This window comes from uncultured Rikenella sp. (genome assembly GCF_947628055.1).
Classification (GTDB): Bacteria; Bacteroidota; Bacteroidia; order Bacteroidales; family Rikenellaceae; genus Rikenella.
Genome location: NZ_CANQYJ010000018.1, coordinates 13,727 through 31,610, shown reverse-complemented (window position 1 = coordinate 31,610; position 17,884 = coordinate 13,727). Strand labels below are relative to the sequence as shown.

Here is a 17,884-nt window from a genome sequence, read left to right as displayed (position 1 = left end):
GGGCGTGTGGCCCCGGAACGGCAGCCGGCATTCGATGTCGTCCGGCATAAGAAAACCTATCAAACTCATTGTGTTATAGGGGGTTACGGGTATGATTTGCAGGATGAAAAACGGGTGCTGCTCGCTTTTTTGATCAATCTGTTGGGAGGGCCGTTCTCGGTGTCGCGGCTCAATATGCAGCTGAGGGAGCGATACGGGCTGACTTACAATGTGGAGGCGGGATATGTGCCGTATGGGGACAGCGGGGTCTACACGATCTATCTGGGGTGCGACCGGGAGAATCTCGACCGGTCTATCGAGTTGGTACGGCGTGAGTTGCAACGGTTATGCGAAGTGAAACTTACGACGGTGCAGCTGGCGCGGGCCAAGCGGCAGTTCATCGGGCAACTGATCCTCTCGTCGGAAAATACGGAGAATCTGATGCTGGGGATTGCCAAGAGTGTGCTGGTTTACAATACGTTCGACAGCACGGCGGAGATTGCGGCCAAGATCGAGGCGATTACGGCCGATGAACTGTGGGAGGCGGCGAACGAAATTTTTACGGAAAAGAACCAGTATTCTTTGATATATAAGTAGTTATGACTTTCGATTTGGAGCGATACATCCTCGATCACATTTCGCCGGAGGATCCGGTGCTGGCGGAGCTGGACCGGCAGACACACCTGCGGGTGATCCAGCCTCGGATGCTGTCCGGGCATTTGCAAGGGCAGCTGCTGACGATGCTGACGCAGATGGTCAGGCCGAGGTATGTACTTGAGTTGGGGACTTTTACGGGTTATTCGGCGATTGCGATGGCGAGGGGATTAGATTTGCCGGGGGCGGTGCTGCATACGGTCGAAAAGAATGACGAGTTGTATGATTTTGCAGCGGAGTATATCGAACGGGCGGGGGTGCGGGAGCGTGTCGTGCAACACATCGGGCCGGCGTTGGAGGTGGTGCCGCGGTTGGGGCTGGTGTTCGATCTGGTTTTTATCGATGCGGACAAGCGGGAGTACCCGGACTATTACCGGATGCTGATGGAGGGAGGGATGGTGCGGTCGGGAAGTATTCTGTTGGCCGACAATGTGTTGTGGAGCGGAAAGGTGGCGGACGCGGATGCTTCTGCCGGCGGCAGCGATCGCCAGACGCAGGGGATTTTGAAGTTCAATCGAATGGTGCGGGAAGATGCGCGGGTCGAAAAAGTCATTGTGCCGATGCGGGACGGGCTGACCCTTATTCGCGTGAAATAATCGCGCGGTTTCCGTTGCATTTGCGCATCATCCAAAGGGTCGCTTTGGTCAAACCGTAAGCGACGGCCAAGACAGCGATCGCCGCCGCCCCTGACGGCACATTGCTCACGTAACTGACATACAGTCCGACGAGTGTCGCCGCACTGCCAATCACGCAAGACCAGATCGTGATGCGTTTGTAATCTCGCGTCATCGTACCGGCGATCACCGCCGGCATCGTCAGCAGCGACATCAGCAGAACAATCCCCATCGTTTTGATATTTAACACGATCGTTATCGCAATCAAGATCATCATCGCATAGCCGATCATCGCGACCGGCAGCCGCTGCGTGGCGGCGAACTCGCGGTCGAAAGCCGTGTAGACGATCGCCCGGTAGCAAAGGCCGAGGAGCAGGAGCAATCCTGCATCCAACGCACACAGCCACAGCAGGTTCACCCGATCTACCAGCAGGATGTTTCCGAATAGGAAGCTCATCAGATTCGGTGCATAGCCCGGGGTCAGGAAGACGAAAATAATCCCGACCGACATCCCGACCGACCACAGAATCCCGGTGGCCGCATCTTCGCTGATCCGTCCTTTTCGGCTGAAAAGTTCGATCCCTATGGCCGAGCAAACGGCGAAAATCAATGCTCCGACCAGCGGATTGGCCCCCAAGTAATAGGCGATTCCGATCCCGCCGAATGAAGCGTGGGTAATGCCGCCGCTCATAAAAACCAGCCGTCGCGACACGATATAGGTGCCTATGATGCCGCAGGCGATCCCCGACAATACGGCGGCGAGCGCAGCATTTCCCAAAAATCGGTAGCTGAATATCTCCTGTATGAATTCGATCATCGGTTTTCCTGTTTGTCGGGTTCACAGCAGGCACATCCCCGGTGTGGCGACAGCACGGTATGAGGCACCGGCCCGTGCGAAATCAACTGAATCGGACAGTCGTACTCCTGCAACTGTTCCGGCGTGATGATGTTCGACGGATGATAATGGAAGCACCGGTTGATGCAGACGATGCTTTTCACATAGCGGCTGATTGTCCCCAAATCGTGCGATACCATGATGATCGCCATCCGCCGGTTCAGTTCCGCCAGCAGTTCGTAGAGTTCCTTTTCAAATCGGTTGTCCACAAAAGTCGTCGGTTCGTCCAGTATCAACAGTTGCGGATCGGAGATTAAGGCCCGGCAGAGCAGTACGCGTTGCAATTCGCCGCCGGAAAGAGCGCCGATCGTGCGTCGGGCGAGCCGGCCGATGCCGATCTCCTTTAACAACTCTCCCGCCCGTTCCCGGTCTGTGTGGCCGTACCTCCCGAACACCCCCTTGCGTGCACTCAATCCGGAGAGGACGACATCGACGACCGAGATCGGGAAGTTCCGGTCGATGCTTTTGGTCTGCGGCAGGTAGCCTGTCCGCAATCCGTCGGAGTGGTACTCGATCGTGCCGCCCAGCGGCCGCAGTGCGCCGGTCAGAGTGCGGATGAAGGTGGTTTTGCCCCCTCCGTTCGGCCCGATCACGCCGATATAGTCGCTGTCATGGACGGTCAGGTCGATGCCGCTCACAATCGGGACTTCGTCCGGATACCCCACGGCCAGATTTTGGATTCGGAGCAGTTCCATCGTCAGTCGTTCAGGATTACTCGGAGGCTGTCGGTCAAACGGTACAGGTTGCCCATCCAGTCCGGAGCCAGCGGATCGAACTCCACGGCTCTTCCTCCCGGCAGTTCGCGTGCGATTGTCCGTGCCGCCGCATCGCTGGTCTGTCGTTGGAATAATACCGCTTTTATCCCCATCCGTTGCAGCGAGTCCGTCAATTGTTTCATCGCTTTGACGCTCGGTTCTTTGCCGTCGGTCTCGACAGCAATTTGATTCAGTCCGTAATCGTTGGCAAAGTAGGTGAGCGAGGTGTGGCCGATCGCAAAATCTTTGCGCTTGGCTCCCGAAAGAGTTTGACGGATATACCGATCCAATGTATCGATACGCTTCTTGAAACGTTCTGCCCGCTCTTTGTAAATCGAGGCCGAACCGGGCCTGTATGCCGTCAGAAGCTCGGCAATCCGGTCTCCCATGCCGCCGACGATCTTCGGCGAGAGCCAAATGTGCGGGTCGATTCCATACCCGTGGCGGTGGCCGCGGCTGTGACTGCAATCCCCTTCCAGTACATCGACCTCTTCGGAAAGATCCAAAACCGCCGTATTCGGAGCGATGTCCCGGATTTTATCGGACAAAGCCCGCTCGAAGTCGATCAAGCCCGTCGACACGTAAGCCTGTGCATCGGCCAAGGCTCTGATTTGCTGTACCGTCGGCTCGTAGCTTTCGGGCGAGGTGGTTTCCGGCACCAGCACTTCGATTCGTGTCCCTGAATCCGCAATCTGTTCTACCACATATTTCAGGGGGGCGATAGATACGTATACGACTTCTTCCTCCGGTTCGGATGTATGTCCGCAACCGATTAAGAACAAGGTCAATAGGGGGATAATTCTTTTCATATTAAAACAGTCTTCCGCCGATAGTCTGCATCCATTCTTCCAAACACGAAATATCCACCGGGGTAAAATCGTCCGGCTTGTCGCTGTCTATGTCCAATATGCCGGTCACTTGGCCTTTCGCGTCGAATACGGGGATGACGATCTCGGATTTCGATTCGGAACTGCATGCGATGTGTCCGGGAAACGTGTCCACGTCGGGAACCCGTATGCTTCGACGTGCTTTCCATGCCGCACCGCATACTCCTTTGCCGAATCCGATCCGGCTGCAGGCCAACGGCCCCTGAAATGGCCCTAATACCAACTCTTGCCCGACCACGCGGTAAAAGCCTACCCAGAAGAAGCCGAAAGCCTGCCGTAAAACCGCAGCCACATTGGCCATGTTCGCGATCGGATCACTTTCGCCGGCGACGAGTGCCTGGATTTGCGGAAGCAGGGCGGTGTACAATTCGCGTCTGTCGGCTGTTGGCGGTATTATCAAATTTTCGGCCATGGGTTGATGTCTGGTCACAGAGGAAAACAAAGGTAATGAAAAAAGCCTTTCTTTCCCGGAGGAAAGAAAGGCCCGCATAGGTGTAATTCTGTTCCGAAGAACGTTAGTCGTTCAGCGAGAAGCGTTTGTAAGCCACCACCGTCGCATCTTTATTGGCATTGTGGATGAACTGCGCCACCGTCTGTTTGTTGTCTTTCACTAATGCCTGGTTCAACAGCGTAGATTCCTTGAGGAATTTATTGACTTTCCCTTCGGCGATCTTGTCGAGCATGGCTTCCGGCTTGCCTTCCAGACGTGCCTGTTCGCGACCGATTTCACGTTCTTTTTCGAGCACGTCCGCCGGGCAGTCTTCCTTGCTGATCGAGATCGGAGCCATTGCAGCCGCCTGCATGGCCACGTCGTGTGCCACGTCCGCCGGAATCTGGGCGTTAAAGCCCACCAGCGTCCCCAACTTGTTGTTCATATGAACATAGCTTGCACACTGTTCCGCTTCGATCTTGGCATAGAATGCCAGTTCGATTTTTTCGCCGGTCTGGCCCGATTTTGCGGTCACCATTTCCTCGACGGTCTGCCCCCCGACTTTCAATGCCTTGAGCGCGTCGAGATCCGCCACATCGTTCTTGATTGCGATGTCGAGCATCTCGTTCACCGTCTTGATAAATTCTTCGTTCTTTGCCACGAAGTCGGTTTCGCAGGCCAGGCAGATCATGTATCCTTTTCGGTCTCCGTCGGTCAGTTTGGCGGCGACCACGCCTTCGGTAGCTTCGCGGTCGGCGCGTTTGCTGGCGACGAGTTTGCCTTTTTCGCGGATGATGTCCTGTGCGCGGTCGAAGTCGCCGTTGGCTTCCACGAGTGCTTTTTTGCAGTCCATCATGCCTGCGCCGGTCATTTTACGTAATTTGGCTACGTCTGCGGCTTTGATTTCCATAGGTCGTTCCTTTCTAAGGTTTATTGATTAAAGACGTAACGTGCCGCGAGTTTAGTATGTTCCAACAGACTCCCGGCACGCTGACGCTTTTGTCGTATGTTATAATAGAGCCGTGTCGTGTATTATTCGGCAGCGCTTTCAGGAGCCGGTTCGGTTTCGGCCTGCGCCGAAGCAGCCGTTTCAACTGCTTCGCTTTCGTTTTCAGCCGCCTTTTTGGTTCGCGGACGGGCTTCTTTCTTGGCCGGAGCAGCGCTTTTCGCCGTTTCAGCCGCCTCTTTTTCCTTTTCCACCTTCCGTTCGGCCAGCCCTTCCTGAATAGCCGTCGTCACGGTATCGAGGATGACTGCGATCGATTTGGTAGCGTCGTCGTTCGCCGGGATCACGTAGTCGATATGGGTGGGGTCACAACAAGTATCAACCATGGCGAACACCGGAATATTGAGGCGTTTGGCCTCTTTCACGGCATTGGCTTCTTTCTGTACGTCGATCACGAACAACGCTGCCGGCAGACGGGTCAGGTCTGCGATCGAGCCGAGGTTCTTTTCGAGTTTGGCGCGCTGGCGCGAGATTTGGAGTTTTTCGCGTTTGCTGAAGTTATCGTAAGTTCCGTCGTTGCTGAGCTTATCGATCGTGGCCATTTTCTTAACGGCTTTCCGGATGGTGGGGAAGTTGGTGAGCATCCCGCCCGGCCAGCGTTCGGTCACGTAAGGCATCGCCACTGCCGCCACTTTTTCCGCCACAATCTCTTTGGCCTGTTTTTTCGTGGCCACGAAAAGGATTTTGCGTCCCGATTTGGCGATCTGTTTGAGTGCAGCTGCCGCTTCGTCGAGTTTGACTACGGTTTTATGCAGGTCGATGATATGGATCCCGTTCTTTTCCATAAAGATATAGGGAGCCATTTTCGGGTTCCACTTCCGTTTGAGGTGTCCGAAGTGTACGCCTGCCTCTAAAAGTTGATTGAAGTCTGTTCTTGGCATTTTTTCGATTTTTAAAAATCTGTTTTTAACTCTTTCGTCACCGTTCCGGTAGCGTTTTGCCGACACAAAGCGAATGCCGGGAAAAAACAGTCCGGTGCGGTTTCCCGCGTCTTATGCAACGAAGCGGTAGTACTGTATGGGTAGTCTGCGTTCGTTTGGGCCGACAGTGAGGCCGGTAACATAAGCCGTGCAAATAATTAGGCGGAGCATGGCAGGTTCCGCCCGCGTGAACGGATGATTACCGTTTGCTGAACTGGAACCGTTTGCGTGCTCCCGGCCGTCCCGGTTTTTTCCGTTCCACCACCCGTGCGTCCCGGGTCAGGAATCCGTTTTTCTTGAGTTCCGGCCGCAGTTCGGCGTCCATTTCGATCAGGCAGCGTGAAATCCCGAGCCGTGCCGCTTCAGCCTGCCCTTTGACCCCGCCGCCAGTCAGGTTGATTTTGATGTCCACCCCTTCGGTCAGGTTGGTAACCAACAGCGGTTGCTTAACGACATACTGGAAGATTTCCAACGGAAAATAGTTTTCCATCGGACGGTCGTTGATCGTGATCTTCCCGCTCCCCCCCGCAGTGAGGTATACGCGTGCAACGGCTGATTTTCTACGGCCTACGGCGTTTACAACTTCTTGACTCATTATTTAATATCGTTTAATTTGATGGTTTTGGGGCTTTGTGCCGTGTGGGGATGTTCTGCCCCCGCATAGACTTTCAGGTTGCCGAATAGAGCCGCGCCCAGGCGGTTCTTGGGCAGCATTCCTTTGACGGCTTTTTCGATGACGAAGGTCGGTTTCTTGGCCAGGTAATCCGCCGGCGTTGCGAAGCGCTGTCCGCCCGGATAGCCCGTGTGGCGCGTGTAGACCTTGTCGGTCATCTTTTTGCCCGTGAGTCGGATCTTGTCGGCGTTGATAATGATTACATTATCGCCGCAGTCGACGTGGGGAGTGTAGCTGGGCTTGTTCTTGCCGCGCAGGATTTTGGCCACCTGCGATGCGAGCCGCCCCAGCACTGCATCCGTCGCATCGATGACATACCACTCTTTATTGGCAGTCGCCGCATTGACAGAGATAGTTTTGTAGCTTAATGACTCCACTGTTTTTGCGTGTTTGTTGGTTAATACTGTGTTTGTTGTGACCCATTCCCATACTTTATGGGGCGTGCAAAGGTAAGCATTTTTCGTTAGTTTACAAATATTTCGGAGCCGAGATGCGCTTTCGGAGGTCGTTCCGGAGTCTTTTCCCGATATTTTGATTACCTTGCGCTTTCCATTCACGACAGATCGGTTTGCCTATGGCGAGATATTTTATCGAATTGACTTATAACGGAGCCGGTTACAACGGCTGGCAGCGGCAGCCGGATGCGCCTTCCGTGCAGGAAACGCTGGAAAAGGGCGTCTCCACCCTGCTCGGTGCGCCGCACGAGATCGTAGGGGCGGGGCGGACCGATACGGGGGTGCATGCGGCGTTCGCCGTGGCGCATTTCGATACCGGTGCCGAAGCCGCGAAAATACTCGATCGGCAGTTCGTGTATCATCTGAATTGCATTTTACCCAAGGATATTGCCGTAAAGAAAATATATGCCGTACCGGACGGCAGGCATGCCCGGTTCGATGCGCGCAGGCGGGAGTACAAGTATTATATCACGACGGTGAAAGATCCCTTTTCCACGAACACCGCATGGCAGATCACGCAGCCGCTCGATGTGGATGCGATGCAGACGGCGGCGGTGTCGCTCATGCGGTACGAAGATTTCACGTCGTTCGCCAAACTGCATGCGGACAATAAAACCAATCGCTGTACGATTTTCGGGGCGAACTGGCAGGAAGAAGGGGATCGGCTTGTCTTTACGATTGCCGCCGACCGGTTTCTGCGGGGGATGGTGCGGGCGATAGTGGGGACGCTGGTGGATGTGGGGCGGGGGAAGATAACCCCGGCGCAGTTCTGCTCGATCATCGAGAGCAAGGCGCGGGCCGAAGCGAGTGCCCAGGCGCCGGCGCACGGTCTGTTTTTGACGGATGTACAATATTAATTTTCAAATAAAATGAAAGAGATAACCGAATTGGAGCCTAAGGCTCTTTGGAAGCAGTTCGCCAAGGTCTGCTCGATCCCGCACCCTTCCAAACACGAGGAGAAGCTGCGGCAGTATGTGATTGATTTCGCGCAGTCGCACGGCTTGGAGTACCGGCAGGACGCGGTGGGGAACGTGGTGGTGCGCAAACCGGCTGCGGCGGGATATGAAGGGCATCCGACGGTGGTTTTGCAGGCGCATATGGATATGGTGCCGCAGAAGAACAGCGATCTGAAGTTCAATTTCGAGACCGATCCGATCCGGCCGTATGTGGACGGCGAGTGGGTGACGGCCGACGGGACGACCCTCGGGGCGGACGACGGAATGGGGGTCAGTGCGATGCTGGCGGTTTTGGAGGGGAAGGATATTCCGCATCCGGCGCTCGAATGTCTTTTCACGGTGGACGAGGAGACGGGGCTGACGGGGGCCAATCAGTTGGGCGACGGGATGCTCTCGGGGGATATACTCATCAATCTCGACTCGGAGGACGAGGGCGAATTGTACGTGGGATGTGCGGGGGCGGTCAATGTGACGGCCAATTTTGAATACAAGGAGGTGGCTACGCCGGACGATTCGGTGGGGTATGAGGTGGCGCTTTCGGGGCTGAAGGGGGGACATTCCGGAATGGAGATTATTTTGCAGCGGGGGAATGCGAACAAGTTATTGACGCGGTTCCTGCGCGAGAATCCGTATGTGCGGATTTCGACGATCGATGCGGGGGGGCTGCGGAATGCCATTCCGCGCGAGGCGCGGGCGATCGTGGCGGTGCCGGTTGCTCAGACTGCCGGATTTGAAAAGGCGGCTGAGGATTTCGAGCAGACGATTCGGCGGGAATTTGCGCTGGTCGAGGATAGCATTCGATTCGGGGTTCGGCGGGTCGATACGCCGGCGATCGTGGCGGCATGCGATTTCCAGACGCGTTTCGTGGCGGCGCTGACGGCCATGCCGAACGGGATCATGCGCATGAGCGATGCGGTGCCGGGGTTGGTCGAGACTTCGACGAATATGTCGCGTGTCCAGCTGGCGGACGGAAAGGCGCAACTGCTTTTTATGGTGCGTTGTATGGTCAATTACGGCAAAAAACAGGTGGTGGCGATGATCGAATCGGTGGCGTCGTTGGCGGGGGGGCGGATCGAAACCCAGGGCGACTATGACGGCTGGGCGCCGAATCCGGATTCCAAAATCTTGCATGTGATGAAGGAGGGGTACGAAAAACTTTTCGGCCGGATGCCGGAGGTGAAGGCGATTCATGCGGGGCTGGAGTGCGGCATTATCGGGGCGAAGTATCCGCAATTGGATATGGTTTCGGTCGGGCCGACGATGCGTTATCCGCATTCGCCGGACGAAAAGGTCGAAATTGCGTCGGTGGTGAAATTCTATGATTTCCTGCTCTATACGCTCAAGAATCTGTAATCGCTCCTGACTTCGATTGTACAAAACGGAGGGCATCTGTTACCGGATGCACCTCCGTTTTTTGTTCATGGCGTTTTGCCTCTTTGGGGGCGGTCGAGCGGGCAATTGGGGCTGTCGATTTGTGTTATCGGTCTGTTGTTTGGTGAGGTGGGTGGTGCAAATTATTCGGTTGAGGTGCCAAGCGACATTGTGTGCGAGTTTTGTTTGGGGAAAATTGTTATAGCGATGCGTCGTATCGCCTGCCCAGCGCGGGGCCCCGTTGGGGCTTTTGTTAGAGTTGGAGAGGACTTAGTTAAGCGGGGCCAGCCTGGCCTGAGGGCAGTATTCTCCGGATGATGAGGTGCAAACTCTCGGCTCGGGTGCCGAGCGGCACTGCCTGCCCGGCGTAAGGGTAGTACCCTCAAACTCCCCGCGCGCGATAGCTGGAATAGGAATCGTTCACAAGCGTGAATTACTTTTGAACAGGATTTCCGCCAGCGCGCGGACAAAGCATGTTCATCTCCGCGCGCCACGCCGAAAGAGGAAAATCGACGGTTTTAACGAAAGTTGAAACCGAATGATTTTCCCGGCGCGCGGGAAGTGGATGTTTCGATATCCGACTCGGAGAGTCGGGCGCCCCGAAGCCACCCGGCGCGGAGGGGCGCAACACGCGCTGCTTGTTGCTTCTCCGCTGGCTTCGGGACGGGGTTGCGGCGTGCCTGGTTTTACGAACCGGATTTCTGCCAGCGCGCGGGCAAAAAACTGTTTCTGGTCTGTGTGGGCCGGAGCCAGCGGGCCTGTTTAGGGCAGTTCCAGCCCGGCTTGAGTGCCCAGCGGTACCGGGCTTTCGCCGAGAGAGGCTGCGGCCTGACATCGGGAGATCAGGGAAACGGTTTTGCAAAGCATAGTCCGCCACCAGCAGAGTAATTATTGGGATAAGCCATGCCGAGCAGCCCCGTCCGACGCCGGCGGAGCTGTTTAGGGCAGTTCCAGCCCGGCTCGAGTGCCGAGCGGCATCGGCCCGCCCGGTTCTGCGAACCGGATTTACTAATGTGCAGAGAGTTGCAGAGAAAGCCAAAGCCTGCGGTGCCGGCGTGAGCCGAAAAAACGACCCCAAAGAATGCAGGTACAATTATAATCGCGATCATTGATTTTCGATCGGCCGAAAAAGAGGGTATCACGTTTCAGCATCGTTCGCCAGCCGTTCCCGCTTTCGATACATCCTGCGAAAGGCTGGCAAAGAAAAAATATTTTCCCGGCAGGAACCGAGCATCCGCAAGTCATGCCGTAATGAAAACCCGCATCCGGTAGAGCGGCCAAGTGATCAGCCAGCAAAGGATAACCATCGTCAGCGACCACATCAGCGAAGCCACCGAGTCCGGCACATGATAGCTTTGGTAAAAACCGTACACCGCTGGTGTCACGCCCCAAAGAGCGAACATCTTAGCCAGAACGACCGAAAGACAGTAAATGAACAGCGAGTTGGTACCCGCAATGGCCCAGAATTCGCACCATTTCCGGGCCTGCATATATTCGATGACAAACGACAGTATGCTCCAAACCGCCATCGCCGTCCCCGAGGTGAACAAGACGTAACTTCCCGTCCAGAGTTGTTTGTTCATCGGCCAGAACAGACCGGACAGGATTCCGGCTCCCGTAAGCAACAAACCGGTTATCATCAGCGGGCCGATACCTCCGCTCGCACTGTTGGGCCGATCCATCATCCTCCCGGCCAGATAGCCGATCAAAACGCTCGCGATGGCCGGAATCGTGCCGAGCAATCCTTCCGGATCGAAAGTCGGCGTCAGCAAATGGTACGGTTTCAGCAAAGCCGCGTCCACCCGTCCCACGAGGCCGGTGCCCCAGGCATCCAACAAAAACCAGTATCCGACCAGCAAAATAATCACGCTGAACACGACAGCCCGCACGCGCGGCATATAGAGCGTGAGGATCGCGGCAAAGAAATAGGCCAGCGCGATCCGTTGAAGTACTCCCGGAATGCGGACGAAAGCGAAATAGTCGTCGAACGGCATCCAGTTCAGCAGCAGGCCTAAGGCGAATAGGATCAACGTGCGTCGGAAGATATGCCCCAGCTGCCTCGACTTGGACTTGCTGCTATGTATCCCGTAATCGTGCCGGTGGGTGGAAAACCACATCGCCGCCCCCATAATGAAAAGGAAAGAAGGAAAAATCATGTCGGCAAACGTGACGCCGTCCCAACGGCTGTGCACCAAAGGGGCGAAAACCGATCCTCCGGTCTGGTTGTTGAGGACGATCATCGTCAGTATGATCATGCCGCGGAAAACGTCGAGCGATAGGAACCTTTTCATGGGGCCGGATCGAAATATCGATAAATCACTGACAAAGATAGCGTTTTATCCGGAAAAAGTAAGTTCGGGCCTGTATTTTCTCGACAACCGGCCCGACTGGGAACCGCGTGTGGCAGTGGAATGGCAGGTTCGGCCGGTGTGGGTGGCACTTTCGGTGGGGGCGTCTTTCTTGTTAAGCCGGAGCCATGCCGGGGCGAATGTGAGATTTCGGACTGTCAGTATTCGATGAATCGATTCACATCCACCCCAGTTTCTTTGCCACGCGACAGGCTTCGATGGAATTTCCCGCTTGAAGTTTATGCAAAATGTTTTGCCGGTGCCGGTTTACCGTATGCAGGCTGATCGATAATTCGTTGGCAATGATTTTGCTGGTTTTTCCCGTATCGATGGAACGCAGGATTTCCTGCTCCCGGTCGGATAGCAGACTGTTGCTGTTTGGCACAGCCAACTCGAAAGAGTGTCCGTTGAGGGTGTCGGTCACGAAGCATTGCGAGGTAAATTCGGCGGACAGATTATAGAGGCATAAAGCCAGTTCGGGCGAGCACTCCGCCGCTGGATGCGATAGGTAAAAAATGCGGTGTATGACGGGGCGGTATCGACCGGCCGCATCCCGCAGACGCAAGCAGCCGGTCAGGTAATGGTCGGGGCGTTTGTGCGGGGCGAGGCGTTGCTGATATTGAAAGAAATGCCACTCCTGCCGGTATTTCCGTGATCGATCGTCCGGGTGAATGCGTTCCAGAATTTCCGTTTCCCAAATGGAGCCGATTTCTCGATAAGCGTCTTGTTTTCCCAAGCCCAGTACGGTTGCGGCTGCTCCGTAATAGATATGGCTTTTCCGGCTCCGGAGATCGCTCAGGACGGCGATGGAATTTTCGATCCGTGCATATCCGGCGGCGATTTTTTTGTATGCTTCCAGCTCCGAGGCGCACAGGTGCGTGCCGGGATGGGCGGGACGGTGCGATAATGCTTTGTCCAATAGGGCCGAGACGTTCATCGAATGGTTATTAATCAGTATTGTTCGTTTGGAAACCGGACGTTATTTTCGTGCAAAAATAACTTAAATCGAAAGTTTGTTTTATGAAAATGAAAAAATCGGGAATGCTCGGCCAATTGTTTTTCGCCGGTTTGATCGGTCTGTCGTTACCGCGGGCCGGGGCGCAGACTTTGGAGAAAATGCAGTGGTTCAACGAGCCGCAGACTTGGAGCATCGAAGGGAATGTGTTATGTATGAAAGTCACGCCGCACAGCGATTACTGGCGGATCTCGCATTATGGCTTTACGGTGGATGACGCTCCGTTCTACTTTGCAAGGTACGGCGGCGAATTTGAGGCGAAAGTCAAAATATCGGGAGATTATCGAACCCGTTTCGATCAGGCGGGGTTGATGATCCGGATCGACTGCGAGAATTACATCAAAGCCGGAATCGAGTTTGTGGATGGGAAATTCAATTTGAGTACGGTCGTGACCCATCGGACGAGCGATTGGAGTGTCATTCCGTTGGAGCGTCCGGTGCCGTTCGTGTGGATCAAGGCGGTGCGGCGGTTGGATGCCGTGGAGATATTCTATTCGTTCGACGATGAGACTTATGTCTTGATGCGGAATGCGTGGATAGAGGACAATCGGCCCGTTGAGGTGGGGCTGATGGCTGCGTGTCCGGACGGCGAAGGGTTCGACGTGAGGTTCGAACAGTTTCGGGTGAAGCATCTGCCCGACCTTCGGCGGCTGGAGTGGCTGGATAAGAATCAATAAAAGAAACGCGGGGAACCAAGTAAGGTTCCCCGCGTCCGATCGTAGATATTTATGCGCTCGGAGCTGGCTCAGAGCATGTTCCGGGATTCGGTAACCGCCTCTTTGTTCACTTTTTTGATCAAGCCCGCCAGCACCGTTCCCGGCCCGAGTTCCGTAAACGACGTCGCGCCGTCGGCGATCATATTCCGAACGGTCTGCGTCCAGCGCACCGGAGCCGTCAGTTGCGCAATCAGGTTCGCCTTGATCTTTTCCGGGTCGGTGTACGGTTTGGCGTCCACATTCTGATACACCGGACATACCGGGGTCGTGAACTTCGCCGCCTGGATCGCCGCTTCGAGTTCCACCCGGGCCGGCTCCATCAGCGGCGAGTGGAAAGCCCCTCCCACGCTCAGTTTCAGTGCCCGTTTCGCCCCTTTGGCCGTCAGTTGTTCGCACGCCTTGTCGATCCCCTCGATCGAACCCGAAATCACCAATTGCCCCGGACAATTGTAGTTCGCCGCCACAACCACCTCCGGAATCGAAGCGCAAACTTCCTCGATCGTTTCGTCCGGCAGAGCGATGATCGCCGCCATAGTCGAAGGCTGCAATTCGCACGCTTTCTGCATCGCCTGCGCCCGTTTCGACACCAATTTCAGCCCCTCTTCAAAGCTCAACGCTCCGGCAGCCACCAACGCACTGAACTCACCCAACGAATGGCCCGCCGTCATTTCCGGTGCGAAATCCGGCAGCGATTTGGCCAGAATCACCGAGTGGAGAAATACCGCCGGCTGGGTCACTTTGGTCTGTTTGAGTTCGTCGGTCGTCCCGCCGAACATGATGTCCGTGATGCGGAAACCGAGAATCTCGTTCGCTTTTTCAAACAATTCTTTCGCCGCCGGCACGGTGTCGTACAACTCTTTGCCCATGCCGGTGAACTGTGCGCCCTGACCGGGGAAAACGTATGCTTTCATGCTTGGTTCTGTGTTAAAGATATGGGCAAATATAAACGTTTTTTTAGAAATGCTTTTCCTCTTTGTTGCAAGCGGCCATGCGGCTCGGACGGTAGGGGTATATCCCGAAAAAACGTTATATTTGTCGTTTGGAAAAACGCTTTCTTATGAAACGATTTTTTGTTGCCGTCGTTTTGTTCGGCGCGATCTCCGGTGTGCAGGCCGGGCCGAAAAAATATGCCGCTCCGTATGCGATTTCTGCGGGGCAGGAGTTGCCGCGTTCGGTGTTCGTGAGCTATCGGAGTCAGAAGGATGCTTTCCGGAACGATTTCGACAGCTCGCAATACTATATCGGGTTGAACGGGGAGTGGAGTTGTCGGTTTTTCGCTTCGGAAGCCGCCGTGCCGCGGCAGTTGGTCGGCGAGGCGGGCGAGTGGGAGCGGATGATCGACGGTTGGGACAAGGTGACCCTGCCGGGGGCGTGGGAGCTGGAGGGACATGGAGGGCAGGGGAGTGCGGTGTTCGCTTCACGGGCGTATGACTTTGCGGAAAACCGGCGGCAGGTGCGGCCTCCGGTTTTGCCGGGGACGGCACCGGTGGCGGTGTATGTGCGGAAATTTACCGTGCCGTTCGACCTGTTCGACAAGGCCCATTTCCTGCATATCGGGGCGGTGAAAGCGGGCGCTCGGGTCTATGTCAATGGCAAGGAGGTGGGGTTCAGCCGGCGGGATTCGAAAAACCCGGTCGAGTTCGACGTGACGAAATACGTGGGCGAGGGGCGGAACTGGGTGGCGATCGTCGTGCCGCAGTGGACTGAGGCGAGCTACTTGGAAGACTGGGAGGCATGGCGGTTGTCGGGGGTCAATCGGGATTTGTACCTTTTTGCGCAGCCGAAGATCCGGATGCGGGATTTCCTGGTGCAGACGACTTTGGATCCGAGCTATACCAACGGCTTGCTGGAGACGGCGATGCTGCTCAAGACGCAGTTGCTCAATCCGTTTTCGGTGACGGTTTACTACGACCTGTACGATCCGCAGGGCAAGTTGGTGAACAGCGATTTTCGGGATGTGGAGGTCGGAATGCGGCTCGAGGACACGGTTCGCTTTACGGCTTCGATTCCGAACGTGGCGAAGTGGACGGCGGAGCAGCCGAATCTGTACACCATATTGTATCGGATCAAGCGCGAGGGGCGGTTCACGGAGTACGTGGCGTGCCGGGTGGGGTTCCGGACGGTCGAAGCCCGGGGCGAGCGGTTTTTGGTCAATGGCAATCCGGTGATTTTCAAGGGGGTCAATCTGGCGGAACACGATGTACGGACGGGGAACGTCGTGGATACGGCCCGGATGCGGCAGATGCTCGAGGAGATGAAACGGGCGGGGGTGAATGCCATCCGGACGGACGGCTATCCGCTGCCGTACAGTTTTTACCGGCTTTGCGACGAGCTGGGATTCTATGTCTGCGATGTGGCGGACATCAATACGTGGGGGCTGGGCACGAGCCGGAACAAAGGCGGGAATATCTCGAACGATCCGGCGTGGCGGGAGGCTTTCTTAGCGCGGATCGACGCGATGTACGAGCGGAACAAGAATCATCCGTCGGTGGTGATGTGGTCGCTGGGGGATCGGTCGGGGAACGGATATAATATGTATCAGGGGTATCTGATGCTCAAGGGGAAGGAGCGGACGCGGCCGGTGGTCTACAACGGGGCGGGGCTGGAGTGGAACACGGATGTATACTGTCCGGACTATCCGAAGTCGGCGGTCAATGGGTCGGGGAGGCCGTTCGTGCCGTCGCGGGCGGCGTTCGATTCGGTCTGGTGGACGACGCCGGGCTTGCAGGGGGCGTTCTTGGAGCGGTGGAACGATATGTCTTTGGCGGCGGCTGTGCCAGGCGGGAAATTCATCTTGTCGGACGATTACAAGCGTCGGCCGGCGGAGGGTGGAAAGGTCGATCTGGCGTCGGTGGCGGGAAACGAGGCGGTGCGGCGCTTGTTTGCGAACGTGGCGATCACGCAGGTCGATGCGGCACGAGGGATTTATCGGTTCGAGAACCGGTTGCAGTTCACTGATTTGGAACGGTTTACGGTCTCCTATCGTTTGACGGTGGGCGACAAGTTGGTGCGCGAGGGGATCGTGAATGTCTCGGCAGCGCCGGGCGAGGCGACGGAGGTGCAGATTCCGGGGATCGGGGGGCTCGGTCGGGATCGGAAGTTAGTGATTGAGGTGGAAAATATCGCGCGGGCGGAGTTCTGACCACTTGTTAATTTATTGATCCGATTTTTGAGCCGGAACCGTCCCTTTCTTGAAAGAAAGGGACCCAAAGAACTTTGGACGATACTTACGTATCGCATGACCGTTCGTTGTGCAGTGCTCTGCACCAAGTTTGTTTGTTCCGGAGGGGGTGAATTACCCTTCTCCGGAACAAACAAAATAAGTTCTCAAGGCTCTTGACTACGGCAGCTCATGAAATGCGCAAGCATTTCCTAAGTTTTTTTGGGGGGCTTTTTGAACCAAAAGAACAGTTTCATACGGTTCACAAAGCGGACAAAAAATAAAAGGACATGAATCGTTTGAAAACGATCTACTATTTGACCCTTTTGGCCTTGTTTACCGTGGCGATCTTCGGGGTGTTTGCGACGGTATGGGTGCTGACCGTGCTGTTCGACCGGGATCGGGCGGTGTGCCACCACGTATCGCGGTTTTGGTCGAAGACTCTTTTCCGGCTCTGTCCGTGGTGGAGCGTGCAGGTCGAGGGGGCGGAACATGTGAGGCCGGGGCGGTCGTATGTAGTGGTCTCGAACCATCAGGCGATGCTCGACATACCGCTTTTATATGTACTGCCTTTCAATTTCAAATGGGTTTCCAAAAAGGAAGTATACAAAATACCGGTATTTGGATGGGTTTTGTGGATGCACGGCGATGTGGCGATCGAACGGGGGGCTTCGACGGCGGCGAAAATTATGCTCGCCCAATGTGAAGATTACCTGAAACGCGGGGTGAGCATCGTGATGTTTCCCGAGGGGACGCGGACGAAGACCGGGTGTGTGAATACGTTCAAAGAGGGGGCGATGGTGTTGGCGCAGCAGAGCGGAGCGGATATATTGCCGGTGGTGATCGACGGGACGTTCGACGCTTTTGCGGAGGGGCGGATTGTCGCGCCGCATGTTTTCCGGGTGCGGATACTGCCGGCGGTCGGGGCGGATGAAATTTCAAGAACTTCCCCGAAAGAACTTCGGGACACACTCAATACCTGGATGCGCGATACGCATCAGATGATCGCCCCGCGGCATTACAAAGACAAACAGTAGGAGAAAAATACGA

18 protein-coding genes are annotated in these 17,884 nt (G+C 55.7%); 7 read left to right on the top strand and 11 right to left on the bottom strand.

Annotated elements, in window-relative coordinates; all coding sequences use genetic code 11:
* Positions 1 to 576: insulinase family protein (locus tag Q0Z93_RS03135; protein ID WP_298062469.1), on the top strand; the 576-nt coding region annotated here is incomplete at its 5' end.
* A gap of 2 nt (positions 577 to 578) precedes the next feature.
* Positions 579 to 1,229: an O-methyltransferase gene (locus Q0Z93_RS03130; RefSeq protein WP_298062467.1), complete on the top strand. Its 651-nt coding sequence runs from the start codon at positions 579 to 581 to the stop codon at positions 1,227 to 1,229.
* Here Q0Z93_RS03130 and Q0Z93_RS03125 read toward each other — a convergent pair.
* The 8 genes from Q0Z93_RS03125 to rplM all read right to left on the bottom strand — a co-directional run bounded on the left by Q0Z93_RS03125 (position 1,213) and on the right by rplM (position 7,190).
* Complete coding sequence (locus Q0Z93_RS03125) at positions 1,213 to 2,064, bottom strand: metal ABC transporter permease (protein ID WP_298062465.1); 852 nt, start codon at positions 2,062 to 2,064, stop codon at positions 1,213 to 1,215. The two genes, Q0Z93_RS03130 and Q0Z93_RS03125, sit on opposite strands and share 17 nt — an antisense overlap.
* Positions 2,061 to 2,837 (bottom strand): ABC transporter ATP-binding protein, encoded by a 777-nt coding sequence (locus Q0Z93_RS03120; protein ID WP_298062462.1) that lies wholly within the window; start codon positions 2,835 to 2,837, stop codon positions 2,061 to 2,063. Before Q0Z93_RS03120 ends, Q0Z93_RS03125 begins: the two co-directional genes overlap by 4 nt.
* 2 nt (positions 2,838 to 2,839) lie before the next feature.
* Entirely contained in the window at positions 2,840 to 3,706 is an 867-nt protein-coding gene (locus Q0Z93_RS03115; RefSeq protein ID WP_298062460.1) for a zinc ABC transporter substrate-binding protein, read from the bottom strand.
* 1 nt (position 3,707) lies between these two features.
* Positions 3,708 to 4,196, bottom strand: a complete 489-nt coding sequence (locus Q0Z93_RS03110) for a GAF domain-containing protein (RefSeq protein ID WP_298062458.1) — start codon at positions 4,194 to 4,196, stop codon at positions 3,708 to 3,710.
* 103 nt (positions 4,197 to 4,299) lie between these two features.
* The gene (gene tsf, locus Q0Z93_RS03105) at positions 4,300 to 5,124 is read right to left on the bottom strand and encodes a translation elongation factor Ts (protein WP_298062456.1); all 825 of its coding nucleotides are present in this window, start codon (positions 5,122 to 5,124) and stop codon (positions 4,300 to 4,302) included.
* Positions 5,125 to 5,246: 122 nt separating this feature from the next.
* Entirely contained in the window at positions 5,247 to 6,101 is an 855-nt protein-coding gene (gene rpsB / locus Q0Z93_RS03100) for a 30S ribosomal protein S2 (protein ID WP_298062454.1), read from the bottom strand.
* Positions 6,102 to 6,339: 238 nt separating this feature from the next.
* Positions 6,340 to 6,735, bottom strand: a complete 396-nt coding sequence (gene rpsI, locus Q0Z93_RS03095; RefSeq protein ID WP_298062452.1) for a 30S ribosomal protein S9 — start codon at positions 6,733 to 6,735, stop codon at positions 6,340 to 6,342.
* On the bottom strand, positions 6,735 to 7,190 hold the full coding sequence (gene rplM, locus Q0Z93_RS03090) for a 50S ribosomal protein L13 (RefSeq protein WP_298062449.1): 456 nt from the start codon (positions 7,188 to 7,190) through the stop codon (positions 6,735 to 6,737). Before rplM ends, rpsI begins: the two co-directional genes overlap by 1 nt.
* 197 nt (positions 7,191 to 7,387) lie before the next feature.
* Here rplM and truA point away from each other — a divergent pair, with 197 nt between their 5' ends.
* A complete protein-coding gene (gene truA, locus Q0Z93_RS03085; protein ID WP_298062448.1) occupies positions 7,388 to 8,125 on the top strand; it encodes a tRNA pseudouridine(38-40) synthase TruA in 738 nt (245 codons plus the stop codon).
* A gap of 12 nt (positions 8,126 to 8,137) precedes the next feature.
* Positions 8,138 to 9,577: an aminoacyl-histidine dipeptidase gene (locus tag Q0Z93_RS03080; RefSeq protein WP_298062446.1), complete on the top strand. Its 1,440-nt coding sequence runs from the start codon at positions 8,138 to 8,140 to the stop codon at positions 9,575 to 9,577.
* A gap of 1,259 nt (positions 9,578 to 10,836) precedes the next feature.
* Here Q0Z93_RS03080 and Q0Z93_RS03075 read toward each other — a convergent pair.
* Both Q0Z93_RS03075 and Q0Z93_RS03070 read right to left on the bottom strand, forming a co-directional pair.
* Positions 10,837 to 11,886: a hypothetical protein gene (locus Q0Z93_RS03075; protein WP_298062444.1), complete on the bottom strand. Its 1,050-nt coding sequence runs from the start codon at positions 11,884 to 11,886 to the stop codon at positions 10,837 to 10,839.
* A gap of 235 nt (positions 11,887 to 12,121) precedes the next feature.
* The gene (locus Q0Z93_RS03070) at positions 12,122 to 12,862 is read right to left on the bottom strand and encodes a LuxR C-terminal-related transcriptional regulator (protein ID WP_298062442.1); all 741 of its coding nucleotides are present in this window, start codon (positions 12,860 to 12,862) and stop codon (positions 12,122 to 12,124) included.
* 122 nt (positions 12,863 to 12,984) lie between these two features.
* On the opposite strand from Q0Z93_RS03070, the gene Q0Z93_RS03065 reads away from it, so the two are divergent.
* Positions 12,985 to 13,635, top strand: coding sequence for a DUF1349 domain-containing protein (locus Q0Z93_RS03065; RefSeq protein ID WP_298062471.1), 651 nt, complete (start codon positions 12,985 to 12,987; stop codon positions 13,633 to 13,635).
* A 68-nt stretch (positions 13,636 to 13,703) separates the two neighbouring features.
* Here the strand turns inward: Q0Z93_RS03065 and fabD are convergent, their stop codons facing one another.
* Entirely contained in the window at positions 13,704 to 14,585 is an 882-nt protein-coding gene (gene fabD / locus Q0Z93_RS03060) for an ACP S-malonyltransferase (protein WP_298062440.1), read from the bottom strand.
* 146 nt (positions 14,586 to 14,731) lie between these two features.
* Here fabD and Q0Z93_RS03055 point away from each other — a divergent pair, with 146 nt between their 5' ends.
* Together Q0Z93_RS03055 and Q0Z93_RS03050 are read left to right on the top strand one after the other, a co-directional pair.
* Positions 14,732 to 16,816: a glycoside hydrolase family 2 TIM barrel-domain containing protein gene (locus Q0Z93_RS03055; RefSeq protein WP_298062438.1), complete on the top strand. Its 2,085-nt coding sequence runs from the start codon at positions 14,732 to 14,734 to the stop codon at positions 16,814 to 16,816.
* A gap of 308 nt (positions 16,817 to 17,124) precedes the next feature.
* On the top strand, positions 17,125 to 17,871 hold the full coding sequence (locus Q0Z93_RS03050; protein ID WP_298062436.1) for a lysophospholipid acyltransferase family protein: 747 nt from the start codon (positions 17,125 to 17,127) through the stop codon (positions 17,869 to 17,871).
* Positions 17,872 to 17,884 lie beyond the last annotated feature (13 nt).